General features: G+C 71.6%; 17 protein-coding genes. 4 read left to right on the plus strand and 13 right to left on the minus strand.

From position 1 onward, the window contains the following. Positions 1 to 52: 52 nt before the first annotated feature. The 6 genes from IEX22_RS15825 to IEX22_RS07970 form a co-directional block, all read right to left on the minus strand. A complete protein-coding gene (locus IEX22_RS15825) occupies positions 53 to 724 on the minus strand; it encodes a DUF3349 domain-containing protein (RefSeq protein ID WP_229659863.1) in 672 nt (223 codons plus the stop codon). Continuing rightward, positions 721 to 1,023: a hypothetical protein gene (locus IEX22_RS07950; protein WP_229659864.1), complete on the minus strand. Its 303-nt coding sequence runs from the start codon at positions 1,021 to 1,023 to the stop codon at positions 721 to 723. The genes IEX22_RS15825 and IEX22_RS07950 overlap by 4 nt, the downstream gene beginning before the upstream one ends. Continuing rightward, positions 1,020 to 2,243, minus strand: coding sequence for an inorganic phosphate transporter (locus IEX22_RS07955; RefSeq protein ID WP_188667802.1), 1,224 nt, complete (start codon positions 2,241 to 2,243; stop codon positions 1,020 to 1,022). The genes IEX22_RS07950 and IEX22_RS07955 overlap by 4 nt, the downstream gene beginning before the upstream one ends. 93 nt (positions 2,244 to 2,336) lie before the next feature. Beyond that, a complete protein-coding gene (locus IEX22_RS07960; RefSeq protein ID WP_229659865.1) occupies positions 2,337 to 3,875 on the minus strand; it encodes a threonine/serine exporter family protein in 1,539 nt (512 codons plus the stop codon). A gap of 21 nt (positions 3,876 to 3,896) precedes the next feature. Continuing rightward, on the minus strand, positions 3,897 to 5,219 hold the full coding sequence (locus IEX22_RS07965) for a peptidoglycan bridge formation glycyltransferase FemA/FemB family protein (RefSeq protein ID WP_188667803.1): 1,323 nt from the start codon (positions 5,217 to 5,219) through the stop codon (positions 3,897 to 3,899). 12 nt (positions 5,220 to 5,231) lie between these two features. After that, positions 5,232 to 6,305, minus strand: coding sequence for a lipid II:glycine glycyltransferase FemX (locus tag IEX22_RS07970; RefSeq protein WP_188667804.1), 1,074 nt, complete (start codon positions 6,303 to 6,305; stop codon positions 5,232 to 5,234). A 438-nt stretch (positions 6,306 to 6,743) separates the two neighbouring features. Here IEX22_RS07970 and IEX22_RS07975 point away from each other — a divergent pair, with 438 nt between their 5' ends. Together IEX22_RS07975 and IEX22_RS07980 are read left to right on the plus strand one after the other, a co-directional pair. Continuing rightward, positions 6,744 to 7,475, plus strand: a complete 732-nt coding sequence (locus IEX22_RS07975; RefSeq protein WP_188667805.1) for a LysR substrate-binding domain-containing protein — start codon at positions 6,744 to 6,746, stop codon at positions 7,473 to 7,475. A gap of 40 nt (positions 7,476 to 7,515) precedes the next feature. After that, positions 7,516 to 8,568 carry an ATP-dependent DNA ligase gene (locus IEX22_RS07980; protein WP_229659866.1) on the plus strand — a complete coding sequence of 351 codons (1,053 nt, stop codon included), beginning with the start codon at positions 7,516 to 7,518 and terminating at the stop codon, positions 8,566 to 8,568. Between the two features lie 67 nt (positions 8,569 to 8,635). Here the strand turns inward: IEX22_RS07980 and ligD are convergent, their stop codons facing one another. The 3 genes from ligD to IEX22_RS07995 are packed head-to-tail and all read right to left on the minus strand — an operon-like array spanning position 8,636 to position 10,374. Next, positions 8,636 to 9,688, minus strand: coding sequence for a non-homologous end-joining DNA ligase (ligD, locus tag IEX22_RS07985; protein ID WP_188667806.1), 1,053 nt, complete (start codon positions 9,686 to 9,688; stop codon positions 8,636 to 8,638). Between the two features lie 30 nt (positions 9,689 to 9,718). Further along, positions 9,719 to 10,120 (minus strand): PIN domain-containing protein, encoded by a 402-nt coding sequence (locus tag IEX22_RS07990; RefSeq protein ID WP_188667807.1) that lies wholly within the window; start codon positions 10,118 to 10,120, stop codon positions 9,719 to 9,721. Then, complete coding sequence (locus IEX22_RS07995) at positions 10,117 to 10,374, minus strand: type II toxin-antitoxin system Phd/YefM family antitoxin (protein ID WP_188667808.1); 258 nt, start codon at positions 10,372 to 10,374, stop codon at positions 10,117 to 10,119. The genes IEX22_RS07990 and IEX22_RS07995 overlap by 4 nt, the downstream gene beginning before the upstream one ends. A 175-nt stretch (positions 10,375 to 10,549) precedes the next feature. Between IEX22_RS07995 and fdhA the strand changes: the two genes are divergently transcribed. Both fdhA and wecB read left to right on the plus strand, forming a co-directional pair. After that, complete coding sequence (gene fdhA / locus IEX22_RS08000; RefSeq protein WP_188667809.1) at positions 10,550 to 11,764, plus strand: formaldehyde dehydrogenase, glutathione-independent; 1,215 nt, start codon at positions 10,550 to 10,552, stop codon at positions 11,762 to 11,764. Positions 11,765 to 11,963: 199 nt separating this feature from the next. After that, positions 11,964 to 13,037 (plus strand): non-hydrolyzing UDP-N-acetylglucosamine 2-epimerase, encoded by a 1,074-nt coding sequence (gene wecB / locus IEX22_RS08005; RefSeq protein WP_188667810.1) that lies wholly within the window; start codon positions 11,964 to 11,966, stop codon positions 13,035 to 13,037. A gap of 70 nt (positions 13,038 to 13,107) precedes the next feature. On the opposite strand, the gene IEX22_RS08010 is transcribed toward wecB, so the two are convergent. From IEX22_RS08010 to IEX22_RS08025, 4 genes are read right to left on the minus strand one after another with little or no spacing between them, the layout of a single operon-like run. Then, positions 13,108 to 14,118, minus strand: a complete 1,011-nt coding sequence (locus tag IEX22_RS08010; RefSeq protein WP_188667811.1) for a Gfo/Idh/MocA family protein — start codon at positions 14,116 to 14,118, stop codon at positions 13,108 to 13,110. After that, entirely contained in the window at positions 14,118 to 15,209 is a 1,092-nt protein-coding gene (locus IEX22_RS08015; protein WP_188667812.1) for a DegT/DnrJ/EryC1/StrS family aminotransferase, read from the minus strand. Before IEX22_RS08015 ends, IEX22_RS08010 begins: the two co-directional genes overlap by 1 nt. Further along, a complete protein-coding gene (locus tag IEX22_RS08020) occupies positions 15,206 to 15,802 on the minus strand; it encodes an acyltransferase (protein ID WP_188667813.1) in 597 nt (198 codons plus the stop codon). Before IEX22_RS08020 ends, IEX22_RS08015 begins: the two co-directional genes overlap by 4 nt. A gap of 47 nt (positions 15,803 to 15,849) precedes the next feature. Then, positions 15,850 to 17,145, minus strand: a complete 1,296-nt coding sequence (locus IEX22_RS08025; RefSeq protein WP_188667814.1) for a nucleotide sugar dehydrogenase — start codon at positions 17,143 to 17,145, stop codon at positions 15,850 to 15,852. Positions 17,146 to 17,167: the final 22 nt, after the last annotated feature.

The following is a 17,167-nucleotide window of genomic DNA, read 5'->3' on the forward strand; positions in this document are numbered from 1 at the left end:
AGCCGGCCGACCCCGAGCCCCGAGGGCCGCCGAGCCGCCGTCGACGGCGGCGTCAGGCCCCGTCGCCCGAGGACGGCTGGCCGATCCGCCGGGCGAGGTGGTCGCTGACCCGGCGGATGTCCTCCTCGGTGGGCAACTGGTCCGTCACCTGGACGATCCGATCGCCGACCTGCACGCGGGAGGGGTCGACGAGGCCCGCCCCGGCGAGTTCCCGGGCCACCTGGGCGACCTCGTCGTCGGTCATCCGGCGCCGCAGCAGCGCGAGCAGGGGGACGTAGTCCGTGTCGGGCACCCCGGTCGGATAGCCCTCCCGCAACCAGCCGACGAGCCTGCCGATGAAGGCGCCCCTCCCCGCACCGGCCCCGTCGCCGCGGACGCCGGGCTCGCCGGCGTCGCAGTCGTCCGCCGCGGGATCGAACGGACCGGGATCGGCCAGCGGCCACCCGCCGGCGGCGAGCCGCGAGGACACGCGGGCGATGTCGGCCGGGTCGGGCCGGCCGAGCAGCTGCGCGCGGATGGCCTCCTCGACCTGAGCGGTGGTCACCGTCTCGGCCTGGTGGCCGGCGTCGGCCAGGTGCTGGGCCACGAGCAGCACCTCCTCGGTGGTGAGCCGCCGGCCGAGCACGCCGAGCAGCGTGACGTAGTCGGTCTCCGGGATCCCCTGCGGGTACCCGGCGCGCAGCCAGCCGACGACCCTCGTCACGAGCGGGATGCGCGCGCTCATCCGCGACCCTGGAAGGTGGGGAAGCCGTGCTCGAAGCTGATCGACAGGCCGAGTCCGCTGCCGACGATGAACGCGAGCGCGAGCAGGACCGCGAGGACGACGACGGCCATCAGCACGATGCCCGCCACGCGGGCGGCGGGACGGGGCGGTGCGGCGTCGTCCTCGGCGGCGCCGCCCTCGCCGGCGGCCAACAGCCTGATGCCGGTGGCGAAGATTGCGGGCAGTCCGGCGCCGAAGACGACGCCCCACAACAGCACCTGCCACGCCGCGGACCCGAACAGGCCGAGCATCCCCGTCATCGGGCACCACCGGCGGAGACGGGCTCGGCGCCGGCGGACGAGGCGTCCCACTCGGCGTTGACGTTGCCGGCGTGCACCGGCTTGCGGCGGGCCCGCAGCCACATCGCACCGGCCAGCGCGACGAGGACGACGACGATGGCGATGGCGCCCGGGAGCCCGCCGATCAGGTGGGCGATCCACCACATCGCGGCTCCGACCAGCCCGGCGCACGGCAGGGTGATCAACCAGGCGACCACCATGCGACCGGCCACGCCCCAGCGCACCTCGGCGCCGGGCCGGCCGAGTCCCGTACCGAGGATGGACCCGGTGGCCACGTGCGTGGTGGAGAGGGCGAAGCCCAGGTGGCTGGACGTGAGGATGACCGCGGCCGACGCGCTCTCGGCGGCCATGCCCTGCGGGGACGAGATCTCCACCAGTCCCTTGCCGAGGGTGCGGATGATGCGCCAGCCGCCCAGGTAGGTGCCGAGGGCGATGGCGAGCGCGCAGGCGAGCTTCACCCAGAACGGCACCGCGTGCGTGTCCGTCCAGGCGCCGTAGGCGAGCAGCGCGAGGGTGATGACGCCCATCGTCTTCTGGGCGTCGTTCGTGCCGTGGGCGAGGGAGACGAGGGACGCGGTGCCGATCTGGCCCCACCGGAACCCGCGCTCGCTCCACCGGCGGGCGACGCCGACGGTGATGGCGAAGACCAGCCGGGTGCCGATGGCGGCGACGATCGCGGCGACCAGCGGGGAGAGCACGGCCGGCAGGATCACCTTGCCGATGACGCCGTCGAGCTTGCTCCCGTCACCCGCCCAGTTGACGCCGGCGATGCCGAGTCCGGCGATCGTGGAGCCGATCAGCCCGCCGAACAGCGCGTGGGACGAGCTGGACGGCAGGCCGAGCAGCCAGGTGAGCAGGTTCCAGACGATGCCGCCGATCAGACCGGCGAGCACGATGACGAGCAGCGCGTGCCCGTGGTCCGCCGTCAGCTCCGGTCGCGGGGCCCCGGAGGAGTCCTGGATGTGCACGACGGCGTTCGTCACGGTGAGCGCCACCTCGACGCTGAGGAACGCGCCGATGAGATTGAGGACGCCGGAGAGGGCGACGGCGACCCTGGGGGTGAGCGCGCCGGTCGCGATGGAGGTGGCCATCGCGTTGGCCGTGTCGTGGAAACCGTTCGTGAAGTCGAAGGCGAGGGCGGTGATCACCACCAGCACCAGCACGATGAGTTCGGGGTTCACACCCGTCAGCGTCGTCGCCCCGGTGGAGCGCGGTCAAGGCCCCGGCGGAGCTACCGGCCCGTACCGCGCAGAGTTCATCTCGCGTTCACTGCCTCACCGGCGGCGGTTGCGTCGCCGGCGTTCGCCGGGTCCCTTGGCGAAGGGCCGCGCGAGGTTGTCGCCGAGCACCACACCGGCGGCGAGGGCGAGGATCACCGTCATCGCGTAGAACAACGTGGTGGCGCCGATCCCGAGGTCGGCGCCCTCGATCGAGATGCCGTACACGGCCTGGAAGATGCTCATGCCGGGGAACATGAACATGATCGACGGGATCGCGATGACGGCGGAGGGCGCGTTCATCCGCAGCGCCACGACACGGGCGGCCATGCCGATGAACACGCTGGCGACGGCCGGCGCGAGCCGCTGCCCGAACCCCGTCCAGCCGGCGACCACCATGACGAGGTAGGCCGCGGCGGTCACGCCCGCCGTCGGGAGCAGCAGGTCGGGCCGGGTCTGCAGCACGATCGCGATCAGCACCGCGGACACGGCCGAGAGAATCACCATCACCGGCCACGGCGGGCTGTTGATGGCCGACGTGACGTCGACGTCCATGCGCGGCACGCCCATGTTGACGCCCACCACGAGGGAGATGGCGATGCCGGCGGCCACCGCCGCGAACACCAGCATCGCCGAGAGGTAGCGGCCCGCCGCGCTGACGGGGAAGCCGTTGACGGCGTCCTGGGTCGCGGAGACGAGGCGCATGGTCGGCAGCAGCAGGATCAGCCCACCGGCGATCACCAGGCCCTGCGCGACCGGGATGTGGGCGACGCCGGCCACCTGGGCGAGCCCGGCGATGATGGCGGAGGCCGCCGCCACGGTGAAGAACTCGGGGATGCGCCAGGCGCCGAGCCGCTGCTGCACCACGGTCACGAGCACCGTCGAGACGAAGGAGAGCAGGCAGGCGACCAGCCCGCCGCCGAGGAACAGCACGATGGTCGTGGTGAAGCCCGCGGACGCGAGCCGCACCGCCCAGCGGGGGAAGGGCTTGTGCCGGGACGTGATCTCCTGCATCCGGGCGCCCGCGGTGTCCCGGTCCAGGTCGCCGACGATGATGTCGGAGACCAGCCGGTGCAGGTCGGCGAGCGCCGCATAGTTGTCGGACCAGGAGCGGACGACCCGCAGCACGGTGATCGGCGTGATGTAGGGGCCGGCGTAGTTGATCGTGACGGACTGGTTGTTGATGTCGACGTCGACGTTGCGCAGCCCCAGGGAGGCGGTGACGGCGATGACGCTGGTCTCGACCTCGAGCGCTCCGGCGCCGTACCGGAACAGGGACTCGGCCAGCTCGAGCGCGAAGTCGAGGGTCTTGCGGGCGCTGTCCTCGACCGCGTCGACCCGGATGGTCGGGTTGGCGTAGGGGCTGCCGGCCAGCCGCTCGACCAGGCTCATCGGCGCCGTCGGCGGGGCGTCGCCCTGGATCAGCTTGCGCAGGACGCGATTGGCCGCGTAGTTGGACCGGGCCTGCGCGGCTCCGGGCAGGGTGAGGGGTTTGGTCGCCGGCCCCGCCTTCCCCGATCCGCGACCCGTTCCGGTGCTCTCAGCGCGTTCACCCGGGATCCGGCGGGGCCTCCCGGTGCTGTTCCTCTGCTGCACGACCGCTCTCGACCGCGACGCTCAGGATCGTCCGGACGTGGCGGCCCGGCGGCTCCGCCATGCCTTCAGGCCGCGGGACCGCAGCGTCGTCGCCGCGTCGACGAGGGTGCGTCCGGCGCGCATGGCCGTGAAGGCGACGCGGTCCACCGGGCTCACGAAGGTACCGAGGAGCTGGACGACCTCGCCGCCGAAGCCCTTCTTGAACTCGTAGTTGCCGTGCCCCTCCGCGTCCTCGCTGTCGATGCCGAACGTGCCGTAGAAGTTGTACCGCCGGTACCCGTGCTCGAGCGCGTGCAGCAGCATGCCCCAGTAGAGGCGGGTGGCGCCGTTGAAGTAGATGAAGTCCTGCTTGGTGCCGCCGATCACGCACGTGATCTCGTCGCCGTAGCAGGCGAAGTGGATGGCGGCCACGGTCGTCACCCCGATCGAGTCCGGGTAGCGCGCGATGTCGGCGAGGCTGCGCTCGTAGCTGTCGGCCAGCTCGTCGACGACCTTCAGCCGCCGGGCCTTCTTGGCGCTGCCCGTGGCCTCGATGGCGGCGCGCAGCTCGTCGGCGGACGCCCGCTCGGCGGCGAGGCGCTCCGTCAGGGAGGCACGGTAGGCGGGGATGTCGATCCGGGCCATCATCAGCTTGGTGAAGGTCGGCGACGTCGCGGTCAGCAGGGTCCGGTAGTAGTCCTTGTCGCGGTAGACGAAGCCCTTCTCGTCCCCGGCGGTGCTGAGCGCGTCGTAGAACTCGTCGAGCGTCTCGAGGGTGGCCTGCTCGAGGAACACCCCGTTCTTCTCGGCCTTCCGGATCGCTTTGCGTGTCCGGTAGTCCATTCCCATGATCAGCTGCTCGGCGTCCTCGATGCCCTCGAGCGACTTGACGAACATCCAGTTGATGTCGACGAAGTCCATGGCCGTGCCCTCGTGCGCGAAGCCCAGGCGCTCGAGCCGGTCCACGAGGGGCCGGTTGTCCTCGACCTCGGGGTGCTCGACCCCGTCGGCGTCGCGGGCCACGTAGCGCACGTTGGGCGAGATCCGCAGCTCGGCGGCCTTGCGCCCGGAGGCGTGCCGGGTCAGAGCGGCGAGGACGGACTCGACCAGCGCGGGGTCCGCCCAGTCCATCAGCGGGCCCTTGGAGCACTGGCAGGTGCGGTATCCGAGCCGGTTGGCGGCGTACGTCAGCTTGGCGACGGCGACGAGCTCACCGGCGCGCCGGACGCCGACGAGCTCGGCGTCCTGCCCCCGGAGCCGCTGGAACCGGGCCAGCTCGGCCGACTGGATGAAGCTCGACTGCGGGTGGAACTGCGCGAAGGCGGTGAAGTCCTCGTCGCTGATGATCTCGGTCGTGACGTGCATGCCGGCCCCCTCCTAGTAGTACTGGTCGCTGCTGCGCAGGGCGTGCAGGCGCCGCGCCACGCGCTCCCCGCCCCTCTGCCACGCCGAGTAGGCGCGGGGCCGCAGTGCGAGGTCGTAGCAGCCCACGAAGTCGGTCACGGTCTTGGTGAAGCTGGTCTTGAACAGCCCGACCCCGTAGAGCGGATGGCTGCGGTCCTTGACCCGGTCGGCGGGCGGGGCGCCGCAGAAGTCGTACTCGACGCACCCGAGGTCCTTGAGCCGGCGGATCATGGCCCACTGGACGAAGTGCGAGTCGCCGTAGATCGACCGCTCCTGCAGCGATCCGCCGTCCTTGTAGGTGCCCTTGGTGCCGTAGCCGACGGCGAACGCCCCGACGCTCGGGCGGCCGTTCTCGTGCGCGAACGCGATGTGGGCCTGGCCCCGGCGGGCGAACTCGCTCCAGAACTGCTCGTAGTAGGCGTAGTCGCGCAGGGGCATCGAGCCCTTGGCGCTGACGGTCGCCACCATCAGGTCGAACAGCTGCCGGTAGGCCTCCGGGCCGGGTTCGGCGAAGGTCACCTCGCACCCCTCGCGCTCCGCCCGGCGGATGGCGTTGCGCCCGCGCGACGAGAGTCGGCGGAACAGCTCCTGCTCGGTTCCCCGCAGGTCCAGCAGCGCGGTCGAGTCGTTGGACTGGATGTTGCCGGTCTTGACCAGCCCGGCCGCGGCGAACACGGAGACGGTCTCGGGCGTCTTCACCAGGTCCGGTTCGATCTTGACGGCGAAAACCCGCAGCTTCTCCCGGTGCACGAGGTCCCGCACGGCGTCGAGGGCGTCGACCACGGCCGCGGCGTCGCCGACGTCGGGGCCCTTGATCAGGTACCACAGCGAGCCCAGCAGCGGGACGGCCTTCTCGAGCACCAGGCAGGCGGAGGTGACCTCGGCGGATTCGAGCACGAGGTACCGCGGCGCCCAGCCGCGCTGCCGCTTCACCGCGATGAAGGCCTCGGACTGCAGGAGGTTGCCACCGCCCGGATTGGCGAGCACGAGCTCGTCCCAGCGGGCGATCTCCTCGTCGGTGGCGAATCGAGCGGTGAAGGCGGGCAACTCAGAACCTCAGATCGTGGCGGGGACGGGGCGGCGGACTCGCGAGGACGGGGCAGCCCGCCGAACAGTCTACCGACGGGTCGCCGTGAACCGGCTCGACCCGCGGCGGCTGCGGCGGCGGGCTCGACCGGGGAGGGAAGTCAAGGGTTTCCCCTCTATTGGGGTCCGGACGCGGACGGCGACGATGGTGGGGCAGGAATGGCACCGGGTGGCGATGAGGGGTCGTCGTCATCCGTGCGGGCGAGGGGGACCCGCCAGGCGGTGGACCGGTAAGGCGCGGACGGGCGCCGTACCCGTCCACCGCCTCCTGTGTCTGTGGGCTCGACGCCGTTCCGTCGGTCTCGTCGGTTCACGCCGCTCGCGCGTCCGCGCCGGCCCGGTGTTCGTTAGGGTGGCTCCTGCTGTCCGGACGACGGACGCCGGACCAGGAGGACCCCCATGACCGAGAACCTCGACTTCGGTTTCGTCGAGGGCACGACGCCGGGCAAGTGGCTGCGCCGCTGGCGCGACCGGCACCCCGAGATCCCCCTCGTCGAGCACCCGCTCGCCCAGCGCGACCAGGTGAGCGCGCTCACCGACGGTCGGGTGCGGCTGCTGCTCGGCCGCGACCTGCAGCGCACCGACGCCATGCACGTGATCGAGCTGTACGTCGAGGAGATGGCCGTGGCCGCCGCCCGGGACCACGTCGTCGCCGCGTTCGACGCCGTCACCCTCGCCGACCTGGCGGACGAGACGATCCTGGACCCCGGTGACCTGAGTACCGCCGCACTGCTCGAGGTGGTGGCCTCCGGTGCCGGGGTCGCCGTGCTGCCCGCCCCCCTGGCGCGGGCGGTGAACAACCGCGCGGTGGTGCTGCGGCCCGTGATCGACGCGGAGCCGACCCGCATCGGCGTCGCCTGGTGGGCCGCCGACGAGGACCCGGTGGTCGAGGAGTTCATCGGGGTGCTGCGCGGCCGGACGGCGAGCAGTTCCCGGCAGCCGCTGGCCGGAGACGCGCCCGCCGCCGCGGCGGGCCGGTCCACCCAGCGCCGAGGGTCCGGCTCAGGTGGCGGGGGTGCGGGCGCCTCGGGCTCCGGCGGCCGGGGTACCGGCGGACGGGGTTCCGGCGGTCGGGGTACCGGCGGACGGGGTTCCGGCGGTCGAAGCAGTGGCCGGGGCCGCCGCCGCTGACGCGGTGGCGCGCGGACCGGCGGGCCGACAGAATCGGTCCATGACCGTCGTCAGTCCCGAGAGCCCCGTGTCCCCGATGCTCGCCAAGGCCGTCGCCGCCGTGCCGGAACCCGACAGTCTGCCCGGCGGCCTGCAGTACGAGCCGAAGTGGGACGGGTTCCGGGCCATCATCTACGCCGATGGGAGTGACGTGCAGATCGGCAGCCGCGGCTCGAAGATGCTCACCCGCTACTTCCCCGAGGTCGTCGCCCAGATCGCCGACCAGGTCACCGTGCCGTGCGTGCTCGACGGCGAGCTGATCGTGCGCACCGGCGAGCGCGGCTCCGAACGGCTGGACTGGGAGGCCCTGAGCCAGCGGATCCACCCGGCGGCCAGCCGGGTCACGAAGCTCGCGGAGCAGACTCCGGCGTCGTTCGTGGCGTTCGACCTGCTGGCCGAGGCGGGCGAGAGTCTGCTGGACGCGCCGCTGGCCGACCGCCGTGCCCGGCTCGAGAAGCTGATGGCTCCGCTGCGCGCCCCCCTGCACCTGAGCCAGACCACCGGCGACGTGGTCACCGCCCGGCGCTGGCTGGAGGAGTTCGAGGGGGCCGGGTTGGACGGCGTGGTCGCCAAGGGCCTCGACTCGCCGTACACCCCGAACAAACGCACCATGCTCAAGATCAAGCACCACCGCACCGCGGACGTCGTGGCGCTGGGCTACCGGATCCACAAGAGCGGCCGGGGCGTCGGATCGATCCTCGTGGGCCTCTACCACGAGGGGACCCTGCTCGGGGTGGGCGGGGTGTCCGCGTTCAGCGACGCGCGCCGGCTCGAGCTGATCGACGAACTCGACGACGTCGTCGAGCGGGACGAGCACGGCGAGCCGCTGACCGGCGAGGGCGAGCGCAACCGGTTCTCCTCGAACAAGGACGTCTCGTTCGTGCGGCTGCGGCCCGAGCGGGTGCTCGAGGTGCAGTACGACCAGATGGAGGGCATGCGCTTCCGGCACACCGCGCAGTTCGCCCGCTGGCGCCCGGACCGGGACCCGGAGTCGTGCACGTACGACCAGCTCGAGGTGCCCGTCGCCTGGGACCTGAACGACGTGCTGCTCTGACTCCCCTCAGCCGCCAGCTCGTCAATAGATGCTCCATCGGGGGCCTGCGAGCCCCCGGATACGACATCTATTGACGAGCTGGCCGGCCCGCCGCGGAGTCCTTCTTCGCCCGGCTCGGCTGCACCCGTGGCGGCTCCCCCGGCATCTTCGGGAAGTCCGGCGGGAACGCCAGCTCGCCGAGTCCGTCGTCGAGGTCGCGCTGCCACCAGCCCAGCGCGGCGTCCAGCGACCCGGGCGACGCGTGCATGTCCGCCCACGGATCGCCGACGGCGCGGATCCGGTCCGGGACGGTGGCGACGGTCAGCTCCCGCGGGTCGACGTCGTCGAGCTCGTCCCACGTGACCGGGCAGGAGACGGAGGCGTGCGGCAGGGCACGGGGACTGTAGGCCCCGGCGATGGTGCGGTCCCGGTTGGCCTGGTTGAAGTCGACGAAGATCCGCGTCCCGCGCTTCTCCTTCCACCAGCTGGTGGTGACGGCGTCGGGCATCCGCCGCTCCAGTTCGCGACCGATCGCGATCACGGCGTGCCGGACGTCGAGGAACTCGTGCTTTGGGGTGATCGGGGCGTACACGTGCAGCCCGCGGTTGCCGGAGGTCTTGAGGAAACCGGTCAGGCCGGCGTCGGCGAGCACCGTGCGCAGCTGATGCGCGGCGGTGACCGCGTCGGCGAAGTCCGTGCCGGGCTGCGGGTCCAGGTCGATGCGCAGCTGGTCCGGGTTGTCCGTGTCCTCCGCACGGGAGGCCCAGGGATGGAACACGACGGTGTTCATCTGGGCCGCCCAGACGGCCGCGGCGATCTCCCGGATCACCACCTGCGGGTGCGAGCGGCCGCTCGGATAGGTGACGGTGACCGCGTCCACGTAGTCCGGGGCACCGCGCGGCGGGTTCTTCGAGAAGAACTCCTCGCCCGTCACGTCGCCGGAGAACCGCTGCAGCGAGACCGGCCGGCCGCCGTTGGCCGCCAGGAAGGGCTCGGCGACGGCGATCAGGTACCGCGCCAGGTCCAGCTTCGTCAGCCCCGCCTCGGGCCACAGCACCCGGCTGGGGCTGGAGATCCGCACCTGTCGCTCGCCATCGGGGCCGGGCACCGCCAGGACGGTCGCGTCCTTCTCCTTCGCCATGGCTTCTCCTGTTTCCTCTGAGTTCGGTGGTCAGACGCGGATGACGGTGGGGCCGCCGACGTCGGCAATGGCGTCGAATCCGTCGTCCTGCGTGACGACGTCCATCCCGTTCGCCTGAGCGACCGCGGCGATCCAGAGATCGTTGACCTTGGCGCGTCGTCCTGCCTCCGCGAGCCGGACCCGCAACTCCGCCCATCGTCGCGCCGCATCGGCGGTCACCGGGAGGGCTTCGACCCGCGAGACCCCCTCCAGGGTCGCCAGCCGACGGGCCCGCGTCACCGTGTCGGTGGCCGCAAGCACCCCGGCGTGCAGTTCGCCGATGGTGACCACGCTGACGGCCGTCGCATCGGGAATGGCCGCGACGTCGAGGGGCCGTCCCGTCTCACCGGCGATGAGGACACTCGTGTGCAGGAGCGCTGCGCGGGAGGTCACCAGGCGTCCAGGTCGTCGGTGGTGTCGCCGGCCAGCCGCTCGAGATCGTGGGTGAGCCCGGGGTCGGCCTGGTACCGCGAGAGCAACTCCACGAGATCCGCACGCGTGAGATAGTGCGGTCGACCCGCCCGGACGGGACCGATCTCGGCCACCGGCCGACCATTCACCGTGACGGTGACGCGCGAGCCCTCAGCGACCTGCCGCAGCACCTGAGCCGTGTGGTTCCTGAGGTCGCGCGAAGCGACGGTACTCATGTGCGCAAGCGTAGCACTACTGCCACACTCGACAGTGATGCACTTCACAAGTGACCCGGACACCTCTAGGCTCGGGCTACCGGCGCTCGACGATCTGCTGCCCGCGCCGGCGGCCGTCCCTCCGACGATTCGTCGCTGACGGCTGCCCCTGAGTCAACGACGGCAAGGAGAGATCGTGGCGGACAATCGCGCAGTCATCTACATGGGCCCCGGGAAGGTCGAGATCAAGGACATCGACTACCCCACGTACGAACTCAAGGACGGGCCGGGCGTCAACCCGGCGAACGTGGGCAGGAAGCTGCCGCACGCGGCGATCCTCAAGGTCGTCACCACGAACATCTGCGGCTCGGACCAGCACATGGTGCGCGGCCGCACCACCGCCCCCGCGGGGCTGGCGCTCGGCCACGAGATCACCGGTGAGGTGGTCGAGACGGGTCCGGGGGTCGAGTTCATCAAGGTCGGCGACCTGTGCTCCGTGCCGTTCAACATCGCCTGCGGGCGCTGTCGCAACTGCAAGGAACGCAAGACCGGTATCTGCGAGAACGTCAACCCGGATCGACCCGGCAGCGCCTACGGGTACGTGGACATGGGCGGCTGGGTGGGCGGTCAGGCCGAGTACGTCCTGGTCCCGTACGCCGACTGGAACCTGCTGAAGTTCCCGGACAAGGACCAGGCGATGGAGAAGATCCTCGACCTGACCATGCTCTCGGACATCTTCCCCACCGGCTTCCACGGGGCGGTGACCGCGGGCGTCGGCGTCGGTTCCACCGTGTACGTCGCCGGGGCCGGGCCGGTGGGCCTCGCGGCGGCCGCGAGCGCGCAGCTGCTCGGCGCCGCCGTCGTCATCGTCGGCGATATGAACGCCGACCGGCTCAAGCAGGCCGAGAGCTTCGGCTGCGAGACCATCGACCTGTCGCAGGGGGACCCGGCGGACCAGATCGAGCAGCTGCTCGGCGTGCCGGAGGTCGACTGCGGCGTCGACGCCGTCGGGTTCGAGGCGAAGGGGCACGGGCACGACGGTCAGGAGGCGCCCGCCACGGTGCTGAACACGCTGATGGACATCACGAAGGCCGGTGGGGCGCTGGGCATCCCCGGCCTCTACGTGACCGGTGACCCGGGCGGCGTCGACGAGGCGGCGAAGAAGGGCTCCCTGTCCTTGTCGCTCGGTACCGGCTGGGCCAAGTCGCTCTCCTTCACCACCGGTCAGTGCCCCGTGATGAAGTACCACCGGCAGCTGATGATGGCGATCCTGCACGACCGGGTGCAGATCGCCAAGGCCGTCAACGCGACGACCATCAGTCTGGACGAGGCCCCGCAGGCCTACGCCGACTTCGACTCGGGGGTCGCCAAGAAGTTCGTGATCGACCCCCACGGGTCCGTCGCCGCCTGACGCGACGACGGACAGGGGGGAGCCGGGGGCCGGGCGCCGCAGGTGCCCGGCCCCTGCCGCGCCCGGCGCACGTCCCGACCCCCGGTCTCGCGCTGGATAGAGTGGTTGGCGTGCTCGGCAACGGCTCGAGCGACCTCGATGTCACCCGTTCCCGCGCACGTCCCTCGCCCGGGCAACGCCTTCCGTCCGGAAAGGGACCATGAAGATCCTCAGCGTCGTCGGGGCCCGCCCCCAGTTCGTCAAGCTCGCCCCCATCGCGAAGGCTATGGAGGGCGCGGCGGAGCACGTCATCGTGCACACCGGCCAGCACTACGACGAGCTGATGAGCGACGTCTTCTTCCGGGACCTGGGCATCCCGGCCCCCGACGTCAACCTCGGCGTCGGCTCCGGCAAGCACGGCGCCCAGACGGGGACGATGCTCGCGGGACTGGAGGAGGTCCTCGAAGCCCAACGGCCCGACTGCGTCCTGGTCTACGGGGACACCAACTCGACGCTGGCGGCCGCGCTCGCCGCGGTGAAGATCCATGTCCCGGTGGCGCACCTGGAGGCCGGTCTGCGGTCGTTCAACCGGCGCATGCCGGAGGAGCACAACCGCGTGCTGACCGACCATGCGGCCGATCTGCTGCTGGCACCGACCCAGGTCGCGGTGGACCACCTGGCCACCGAGGGGCTCGCCGACCGCACCGTGCTCGTGGGCGATGTCATGACCGACGTCCTCCACGCCGTCCGGGACCGGCTCACCGCGGCGGAGCCCGCGCTGCCGGAGGGCCTGACGGCGGGCGGCTACTACGTCAGCACGATCCACCGGCCCGACAACACGGACGATCCGGAGCGGCTCGGCGCCATCGTCTCCTCGCTGGCCGCCCTGGACCGGCCCGTCCTGCTGCTGGCGCACCCCCGGCTCGCGGACCTGGCCCAGCGTCACGGCATCGCCCTGGAGCAGGGCGCGATCCGCGTGTCCGCACCCCTGGCCTACCCCCAGCTGGTCGACGCGGCGCGCAACGCGGCCGGCGTCGTCACGGATTCGGGTGGACTGCAGAAGGAGGCGTTCCTGCTGCGGGTCCCCTGCACCACCATCCGCCCGGAGACGGAGTGGGTCGAGACCGTGGACCTGGGGTGGAACGTGCTGGTCAGCGAGGATCTCTCGACGCTCACCGCCACGGTCCAGCGGCCGGCGCCTGCCCCCACCGACGCGACCCCCTACGGCGACGGTCACGCCGCCGAGCGGACCGTGGCGGCTCTCGAGGACGCGTTCGCGCCGGTCTCCCGCTGACGCGACTGATGCGGGCCCCCACGAGGTGGAGGCCCGCATCAGTCGCGGTACGGCCGGCAGCGGCCGCGCGTCACGCCGGTTGGAGGACGACCGTCTGCTGGGAGTCCGCGGAGGCGATCATCGCCTCCGCCATCCGCAGGGTGTTCAGGCCCTCACGCATCGTGACGATGCTGGTGGCGGCGTCGCGCCCACCGCCGAGGATGGCGTCGCGGAACGCCTCGTGTTCGAGCCGCAGCGGCTCGGGCTTCGGGATCGCGAAACGCGTCACGTTGCCTTCGGCGACACCGCGGAAGGCGGCGACGGCGTCCCACTCCGTGACGGTCGACCCGTTCTCGTGGAAGGTCAGGTCGGCGGTGAGGGTGTCCGCGACGAACGCCCCGCGCTCCCCCGTCACCACGGTCACCCGTTCCTTCATGGGCGAGAGCCAGTTGACGAGATGGCTGGTCATGATGCCGTTCTCGAGGCTGCCGACGGCGGCGACCATGTCCTCGTGCGGTCGCCCGGACTGCGTCGTCGTGCGCGCGCTGACCGAGACGAACGGGGACTGCGCCAGCCAGGCGGTCAGGTCGATGTCGTGGGTGCCCAGGTCCTTGACGACGCCCACGTCGGCGATGCGGGCCGGGAACGGGCCCTGCCGCCGGGTGGCGATCTGGTAGACCTGCCCGAGTTCCCCGGCCTCGATCCGTGCGCGCAGCGACTGCAGCGCGGGGTTGAACCGCTCGATGTGGCCGACCGCGCCGACGAGCCCGCGGGACTCGAAGGCGTCGACGAGCCGCTCGCCCGCGGCCACCGAGTGGGCGATGGGTTTCTCCACCAGGGCGTGGACGCCGGCCTCGGCCAGCGCGAGACCGACCTCCTCGTGCAGTCCGGTCGGCACCGCGACGACCGCCAGGTCGAGCCCGGCCGCGATCAGCTCCTCGACGTTGCGCAGGACGGGCAGGGCGCCGGCCGCGCCGTGCGGGTCACCGACCGCGTCGGCGACGGCGATGAGGTCCACGCCGTCGAGCTCGCGCAGCACGCGCGCATGGTTGCGGCCCATCATGCCGAGCCCGATGAGGCCCGCGCGCAGGTTCGCCGCCATCAGGCACCCGCTCCCGCGAGCGCGTTGACCGCGGTGACGATGCGTTCGAGGTCCTCCTGGTCCAGGGAGGGGTGTACCGGCAGGGAGAGCACCTGCGCGGCGGTCGTCTCGGTGTTGGGCAGCTCCTCCGTGCGGTGGAAGGAGGGCAGCCGGTGGTTGGGCACCGGGTAGTAGACGCCGGAGCCGATGTCGTACTGCTCCCGCAGGGCCTTGGCGAAGCCGTCCCGGTCCTCCTCGATGCGGATCGTGTACTGGTGGTAGACGTGCACGGCGCCGTCGGCGACGGCGGGCGTCGTCACGTTCTCCAGGTGCTCGGTCAGGAAGGCCGCGTTGTCCTGCCGGGTGCGCGTCCAGCCCTCGACCTTGGTCAGCTGGACCCGCCCGATCGCGGCGTGCAGGTTGGTCATCCGCGCGTTGAAGCCGACGAGCTCGTTCTCGTACTGCTTCTCCATGCCCTGGTTGCGGAGCAGCCGGAGCCGCCGCTCGACGTCGGGCTCCGCGGTCGAGACCATGCCGCCCTCGCCCGAGGTCATGTTCTTCGTCGGGTAGAGGCTGAAGACGCCGAAGGTGCCGAAGGTGCCGACGCGCCGGCCGTTCAGGCTGGCGCCGTGGGCCTGGGCCGCGTCCTCGAACAGGGCGATGCCGTGCTCGTCGGCGAGGGCCTGGAAGCGGTCCGCGGCGAACGGGTGCCCGTACAGGTGCACCGGCATGATGCCCTTGGTCTTGTCGGTGATCAGCGACGCGACGTGGTCGGGGTCGAGGTTGTAGTGATCCAGCTCGATGTCGGCGAACACCGGGGTGGCCCCGGTCAGTGCCACCGAGTTGCCGGTCGCGGCGAACGTGAAGGACGGGACGATGACCTCGTCCCCCGGGCCGATCCCGGCCGCGAGCAGGCCCAGGTGCAGGCCCGACGTGCCGGAGTTGACGGCGACGGTGGAGCGTCCGTCCAGGAGCACCCGGCTGAACTCCTGCTCGAAGGACGCCACCTCGGCGCCCTGGGCCAGCATGCCGCTGACCAGGACGGCGTCGACGGCGCGCCGTTCCTCGTCGCCGACGATCGGCTTCGCCGCCGGGATGAACTCCTTGCTCATGCGTTCTCCTCCACCTGGGTGAGTTCCTCACCGGTCTGCACGTACGTCTCGCCGGTCTGCGGGCACACCCACCGGCCGTCCTTCTCCTGCAGGGGGTGGCCGGCGCGGCCCACCCACCCGATGCGCCGGGCCGGGACGCCGGCCATCAGCGCGAATGCGGGAACGTCCTTGGTCACCACCGCGCCGGCGGCGATCGTCGCCCACCGGCCGATCGTCACCGGTGCCACGCACACGCTGCGCGCTCCGACGGAGGCGCCCTCGCGCACCGTGACACCCACCGGCGTCCAGTCGTGCGCGCTCTTGAGCGACCCGTCCGGGCTGATCGACCGGGGGTAGGTGTCGTTCGTCAGCACCACCGCGGGGCCGATGAACACGCCCCGTTCGAGCTCGGCGGGCTCGTAGACGAGGGCGTAGTTCTGGATCTTGGTGTTCTCGCCGATCCGGACCCCGGTGCCGACGTAGGCGCCCCGGCCCACGATGCAGTTGGCGCCGAGCACGGCGTCCTCACGCACCTGCGCGAGATGCCAGACCTTCGTGCCGTCGCCGAGCGTCGCGCGCTCGGAGACGTCCGCGCTGTCCACGACCTGTGCCATGACTGGGTGCTCCTCCCGTGGCCGTCCTGATCGCGTGGTCTCGCCGCTCACGCGGCGGGCCGCCCGATCACGCGGTACGCAGCGCCCGGCCAACGCTCGGGCGAGGAGACCCGGCGGCCGTCGATGAAGGTGCGGATCCCGGGCAGGTCCTCGGTGCTGATGGTCCGGTATTCGGCGTGGTCGGCCTGCACGACGGCGGCGTCGACGGGCTCGCCCAGGTGGTAGGCGGTGAACCCCAGCTTCTCGAGCTCCTCGTCCGTGTACATCGGGTCGTGGACCAGCACCGTGGCGCCCCGGGCGGTGAGCGATCGGACGGCGTCGAACACGCCGGAGAACGCGGTCTCCTTGACGCCACCGCGGTACGCGGCACCGAGGACGACGACGCGCTGACCGGTCAGGTCGCCATGGGCGCCCTCCAGCAGCCCGACGGTGAAGTCCGGCATCCCGGCATTGGCCTCCCGCGCGGCCCGCACCACTGTGGCGTCCGGGTCGTTCCACAGGTAGAGCCGCGGGTAGACCGGGATGCAGTGGCCACCGACGGCGATGCCGGGCTGGTGGATGTGGCTGTAGGGCTGCGAGTTGGACGCCTCGATCACGTGGTAGACGTCGATGCCGTTCTGGCCGGCGTAGCGGGCGAACTGGTTCGCCAGGCCGATGTTGACGTCCCGGTAGGTGGTCTCGGCGAGCTTGGCCAGCTCCGAGGCCTCGGCCGAGCCGAGGTCCCACACGCCGTTGGGTCGGGGCAGGTCGTCACGCGCGTCGAAGTCGAGGACGGCCTCGTAGAACTCCTGCGCCTGCTGCGCCCCGGCCTCGCTCAGGCCGCCGATCAGCTTGGGGTACTTGCGCAGGTCCTCGAACACGCGACCGGTCAGCACCCGCTCCGGCGAGAAGACGAGGTGGAAGTCCCGGCCCTCGGTCAGCCCCGAGATCTCCTCGAGCATCGGCTTCCAGCGGTTGCGGGTGGTTCCCACCGGCAGCGTGGTCTCGTAGGAGACCAGCGTGCCGGGCGTGAGCTGCTCGGCCAGCGACCGGGTCGCGGCGTCCATCCAGCCGAAGTCGGGGCGGGCCTCGTCGTCGACGAACAGCGGCACCACCAGAACGACGGCGTCGGCCCCTGGCACGGCCTGCGCGTAGTCGGTCGTGGCCGTCAAGCGTCCGGCCGGCACGAGCTCGGAGAGCTTCTCCTGCAGGTGTGCCTCGCCGGGGAACGGCTCTCGCCCGGCGTTCACCTCGTCGACCACCGCCTGGTTGACATCGACGCCGATGACGTCGTGCCCCTTCGACGCGAACTGGACGGCCAACGGGAGACCGATCTTCCCCAGAGCGATGACGGTGATCTTCACGAGAGGGTGTACCTGCTTTCTT

The sequence above is a fragment of the Tersicoccus solisilvae genome (assembly GCF_014643255.1).
GTDB classification, from domain to species: Bacteria; Actinomycetota; Actinomycetes; order Actinomycetales; family Micrococcaceae; genus Tersicoccus; species Tersicoccus solisilvae.